At 63.8% G+C, this 4,587-nt stretch carries 10 protein-coding genes; 5 read left to right on the top strand and 5 right to left on the bottom strand.

Features of this window, described 5'->3' with window-relative positions; genetic code table 11:
• Positions 1 to 571, bottom strand: a 571-nt coding sequence (locus ROA7023_RS22915) for a phage terminase large subunit family protein (RefSeq protein ID WP_200812587.1), incomplete at its 3' end; no start/stop codon positions are given.
• A complete protein-coding gene (locus tag ROA7023_RS22920; protein WP_085881282.1) occupies positions 519 to 1,103 on the bottom strand; it encodes a hypothetical protein in 585 nt (194 codons plus the stop codon). The genes ROA7023_RS22920 and ROA7023_RS22915, both read right to left, overlap by 53 nt.
• Positions 1,104 to 1,216: 113 nt before the next feature.
• Here ROA7023_RS22920 and ROA7023_RS22925 point away from each other — a divergent pair, with 113 nt between their 5' ends.
• The 5 genes from ROA7023_RS22925 (at position 1,217) to ROA7023_RS22945 (ending at position 3,028) form a co-directional block, all read left to right on the top strand.
• The gene (locus ROA7023_RS22925; protein WP_085881275.1) at positions 1,217 to 1,417 is read left to right on the top strand and encodes a DUF6900 domain-containing protein; all 201 of its coding nucleotides are present in this window, start codon (positions 1,217 to 1,219) and stop codon (positions 1,415 to 1,417) included.
• 12 nt (positions 1,418 to 1,429) lie between these two features.
• Complete coding sequence (locus tag ROA7023_RS22930) at positions 1,430 to 1,648, top strand: hypothetical protein (RefSeq protein WP_085881276.1); 219 nt, start codon at positions 1,430 to 1,432, stop codon at positions 1,646 to 1,648.
• An 11-nt stretch (positions 1,649 to 1,659) separates the two neighbouring features.
• Positions 1,660 to 2,022, top strand: a complete 363-nt coding sequence (locus ROA7023_RS22935) for a hypothetical protein (protein ID WP_085881277.1) — start codon at positions 1,660 to 1,662, stop codon at positions 2,020 to 2,022.
• 102 nt (positions 2,023 to 2,124) lie between these two features.
• Positions 2,125 to 2,394 carry a hypothetical protein gene (locus ROA7023_RS22940; RefSeq protein WP_085881278.1) on the top strand — a complete coding sequence of 90 codons (270 nt, stop codon included), beginning with the start codon at positions 2,125 to 2,127 and terminating at the stop codon, positions 2,392 to 2,394.
• 97 nt (positions 2,395 to 2,491) lie between these two features.
• The gene (locus ROA7023_RS22945; protein ID WP_085881279.1) at positions 2,492 to 3,028 is read left to right on the top strand and encodes a DUF3489 domain-containing protein; all 537 of its coding nucleotides are present in this window, start codon (positions 2,492 to 2,494) and stop codon (positions 3,026 to 3,028) included.
• A gap of 169 nt (positions 3,029 to 3,197) precedes the next feature.
• Here the strand turns inward: ROA7023_RS22945 and ROA7023_RS22950 are convergent, their stop codons facing one another.
• From ROA7023_RS22950 to ROA7023_RS24635, 3 genes are all read right to left on the bottom strand, one after another.
• Positions 3,198 to 3,629, bottom strand: a complete 432-nt coding sequence (locus ROA7023_RS22950) for a hypothetical protein (protein WP_085881280.1) — start codon at positions 3,627 to 3,629, stop codon at positions 3,198 to 3,200.
• A 57-nt stretch (positions 3,630 to 3,686) separates the two neighbouring features.
• A complete protein-coding gene (locus ROA7023_RS22955) occupies positions 3,687 to 3,914 on the bottom strand; it encodes a DUF7220 family protein (protein ID WP_085881281.1) in 228 nt (75 codons plus the stop codon).
• Positions 3,915 to 4,247: 333 nt separating this feature from the next.
• Positions 4,248 to 4,418, bottom strand: a complete 171-nt coding sequence (locus ROA7023_RS24635) for a DUF7220 family protein (protein WP_503128322.1) — start codon at positions 4,416 to 4,418, stop codon at positions 4,248 to 4,250.
• Between the last annotated feature and the right edge of the window lie 169 nt (positions 4,419 to 4,587).

Genomic DNA, 4,587 nt, shown 5'->3' on the forward strand with positions numbered 1-4,587 from the left:
AGCGCGCCGGCGTGGACCGCAGCCCCACCGCCGAGTTCGCCCCGGTCATGATCAGGATGCCGCCCGCGAACTCCTTCGACAGCATGGTGTTGCCCGCATCGCGCGAGCGCGCCGGCTTGATTCGCTCCCGCAGCTCCGGGCTTTCCTCCATCAGCGGATCGATCCGCTGGCGCGAGTTGCGCTTGGCCAGTTCCACCGTCGGCTGGACCGCCAGCATCGGCCCCGGTGCGTGGTGCATGACAAACCCGATGAAGCAGTTGCCCGCTTCCGTCGCGCCGACCTGCGCAGCCTTCATGAACACCACCCGCTGGTGCGGGCTGTTGGGCGACAGCGCATCCATGATCTCGCGCATGTAGGGCGTGCGCGCCGTGCGGTAGCGCCCGGGCTCGGCCGAGGCGCGCGAGGACAGCCAGCGATGCCGGTCGGCCCATTCCGACACGGTCAGGTCCGGGTCGGGCCGGATGCCGCGCGACCAGGCGCGGATCAGGTCCGTCGCGCCGTCGAAAGCGGCAACATCGTCATGCAAGCTTGGGCCGGATGTCGGCGAGGCTGTCGAGTTGCGCGCGGACATGGGTTTCCAGAACCTTCTGCATCACCGCCGCCTCGACCTCGGTCCCGTCCCCGAGCGCCGCGGTCAGCTCCGACGCCATCAGCGCCGCGACCCGCGCGGGCCAGGTCACCCACGCATCGCGCTCGTCCCGCGCCAGCCGGAACATCAGCGTTTCCGCCCGGGCCCGGTCGACCAGCTCTCCCTTGAGCTTTTGCAGCCGCAGCCGCCGCTCCTGCGCCTTCATCACCTCGTTGGCGGTCTTGGCCTGCAGGAAGGTCGTGCCACCGCCGACCGGCGGCGCGGCTATGCCCTGTTCCTTCAGCGTTTCGCCGACGGCCGAGACCGCCGCCTCGGGCACCGGCTTCATCTTCTGCGCAGGAGCCTTGCGGACCTTCGACGGATCGGTCGTCTCGGCCCGCCGCTTGTCCGAGGCGTCGGCATCGATGCTGCCATCCGCGTGCAGCACCAGCCGCCCGGCCTCCTTGGCCTTCTGCACCGCCCCGCGCGACAGCCCGACACGGGCTGCGTAGCCGCGCTCGCTCATGCCCTGCATCGACCGACCGCCCTCCGGATAAAGCAATGGAATTACTGCGATTTCAGTTGATTACGCTGTCCGGTCGAGCGAGTCTTGGATCCGGGAAACGCATCAGGATCGGAGAGAGCCCAATGACCACCCAGGAAAACCCCACGCCGGATCATGATCGCGATGCGCTGCTTCTCGAGATCGCGGAACGCCACCTGTTTCTCGATACCCTCGAGACCCGGAACGCTGACAGTCTCGATTTCCACGAGCACGCCGTCTGGGCAATCCGCTCCGCGCTGGAAGCAGCCTTTGATGCCGGACGCTGCGCTTCCACCAACGCCTGAAAGGACACGACCATGACCGCCATCACCACCATCCGAATCGATCACGCCGCGCTGCCCGATCCACTGAACCTCAAGGACCACGACGCTGCCGCACGGATGATCGAGGCCGCGCTGCGTGACGAGGGGTTCACGGCCGAGGCCTCGGACGTGATCTCGCACATCAAGATCGAGCTGCCGACCACCCAGCTTGCTGCCGCCAGCGCGTTTCTGGCGAGTGTGCAACTGATCTGAAGGAGGTCCCGATGGACATGTCCTGCAACTGCCTGCCTGATGGCGAGACCCTCGACGACATCGTGCGCCGCAACTGCGCCATTGGATTTGACCTGCGGTCCTGCCGCAGTGTCGCGGTTAGCCGAGATGATCGCAACACCGTCACCTGCGACCCGCCCGAGGCGGAGTTCGCCACGCTCTATGTCTTAACCGATCTGGGCGAGGCCATCGCCATTCACGATGTGCATCTCACCAGCGCCGGGGCTGACGATGTGGCGGCCATCAGTCGCGCGCTCTTCGTGGCCATGGTCAACGCGCATCGCGACCCGCCCGACGCGGCCCAGCGGCACGAGGCGGATCAAGCGGCGCTGATCGATGATGATCGAATCGGATGAGCAGAACGCAATCTTATGGCGCTGATTTACCTACGATAATCGGACCGGCAGAGCGATGGTGGTCTCACCAAAACGATGCAACTCACCCCAAGGAGCCACGCCATGACCAGCCTCAACCCGCAAACCACACCCCGCCACCAGCTGCGCGCCGAGAAGGCGCGGCGCAACAAGCAAGCCGCGCTCGCCGCCTTCATCGGCAAGAAAGCAGAGATCGACGAGAGGCTCGCGCGCCTGCAGGCGCTCAGCGACGATCATTTCGAGACCCACCCCGACGAGGTGGGCTGGGCGATGGTCGGCACGCTCGAGCATTACGCCAGCCTGCTCAAGCGCATCACAGACAGCGCCTTCGGCGAAGGCGAATACGTCGGCTAACCCCTTCCGGCCCTTATCCCGGACAGCCCGCCTTCACGGTGGGCTTCACCCGATAGAAGCCCTTGCATGTCGCAAGGGCCCAAACCGGAGACCAACCATGACCCAGATCCAGCTATCCGACGCCCAAGCCGTCATCCTGTCCGCCGCCTGCGCGCGCGAGGACGGGGCCGTGTTTCCCGTCACCACCGGCCTAAAGGGCGGTGCCGTCGGCAATGTCTGCAAAAGCCTGCTGAAGCAGGGGCTGATCGAGGAAATCCCCGCCACCGACCTCAACACCGTGTACCGGCACGACGAAGACCGCGGGCCCGTCACGCTGCGCGCCACACCGCTGGCCTACAGCACCCTCGGGATCACGGACGCTCCTGACACGCAGGGCACTGGCCAGCCGGAGGCCGAGGCCGCCCCGCAGCCCGTGCGCCGCCGCAGCGGCACCAAGCAGGAAGCGCTGATCGCGATGCTCAGCGCCGAGGGCGGCGCGACCATCGACGAGATCGTGGCAGCATTAGAATGGCAACCACACACTGCGAGAGGGGCAATGTCCGGCGCGTTGAAGAAGAAGCTCGGGCTGACGATCACCTCCGAGAAGATCGCGGATCGGGGGCGCGTATACAAAATTGAACCCAGCACCCTGTGACCTCCGGGTGACCTATTGTGCCGCAAGCCTCGATGCTTGTTGCAGAATCGTCCGGCATCGTGATGCTGACCGATGAGGTTGCGCCTGTATGAAACCTCAATTGCCCGAAGTGGTGCTGCGCACCGCTTCGCCTGTCTCAACTCGGGCCAGCCACGCGCTGGCCCTTTTTTTATCGACCGATCTGGGGCCGTTCGAGGTTTGCATCCTCGCCATCGGACTTCATGGCGTCGGCGATCAGATGATCGACCGTATCCTTGAAGTACGCCACGAGTTCCGCATGCAGCATCTCGAACTCGGCCATCACGGTTTGCTCGAACACCGATTTCTGAACATTCACCATCACCGTGGTGCGACGCTGACGCGGATAGCGATACGGATGCACGCCATGCTTGCGGCACAGCGCCACGAAGATTTTCACCGCCCAAACGTCCGGGAGCGAATATTGAAACTCGATCTTCTCTTCCTGCGCGCCTGTATCGAGACGGCTGTTCAGACGATCGAGCGCGGCGCCGGCCGCCACGCGCTCGCCTTCGGTTGCGCCGCGCGCGAAGAGCGCCTCCAGTTTTTCGAGCTTTTCTCGGATATGTTCCTGCTGTCCCATGTCACCCACCGTCGCCGCAGCTGTCGATGGCGTGACTGACCGAACCGGGCGGACGGGTCAACGGCGCAATGCGACAAACCGTAGGCGCTCGAACAACCGCCGCAGCAGGTAGCCACGGATCAGCGAGACTGCGAGGAATACGAGACCGATCGCCAGATGCTCGCCAATTGCGGCCTCGATCCCGAACCATGGGAACACGACGATCTGCGTGGCGATGGCCAAAACGTAGCCGACGACAACGTTTGCCGCCGCCTCAATAAGCGACATGGTAAGCGTTTGTGGCACCCGGCGGCGTCCTCAGTTTCTGTATTCCATAAGTATTCCTGAAGCGCCCAAGAGAAGTCACCTCATTTTTGGGCAATCGAGCCACAGTCCTGCCTGATTATTGAGCATTGCACAGTCTACAATGCTGCATTGCAGCATTTGGTCTTTCGATCAACGTCCATAGACGTTACCTACAAAAACGAAGGCTTTTCCTCCTCCCTAAGTCTTCAAAATATGGCGGTGGCGCTCTCCTCCTCCCTGCGTCACCGCCGTCTTTCCCCAAAAAAGCAAGGAATTACCAAGTTGCCGAGGTGAACCCAGGCGGCCGACAGGCCCTGCATCGCTGCCCATGTGTCATCGCATCTTTCCTGCCGCGAACAGCCGCCTCAGCGCATAGGATTTGGCGAGGCTCGCAATCGTGAAGGCTACCCGGATCTTCAGGTTCTTAGTTACAACGGCGAGCCCGTACCCGACGACGACATTCGTCGCGGCCACAATCACCGACATGGTACGCGTCTGCTTGATCCCGTCCCCTTAGGCAGGCATTCGAGAAACGCGCTCACGAATTCCGCCGCGAGCGGCGGCACGATCGCATTGCCGTAGCCCCGCAGCAGCCCCATGCGACCGGATATCCTATCAACCAGCGGGAATGTTCCGGGCTCAACGGGCCGCCAGCGGCCATCGCGGCAGAGGA

This window comes from Roseisalinus antarcticus (assembly GCF_900172355.1).
GTDB lineage: Bacteria > Pseudomonadota > Alphaproteobacteria > Rhodobacterales > Rhodobacteraceae > Oceanicola > Oceanicola antarcticus_A.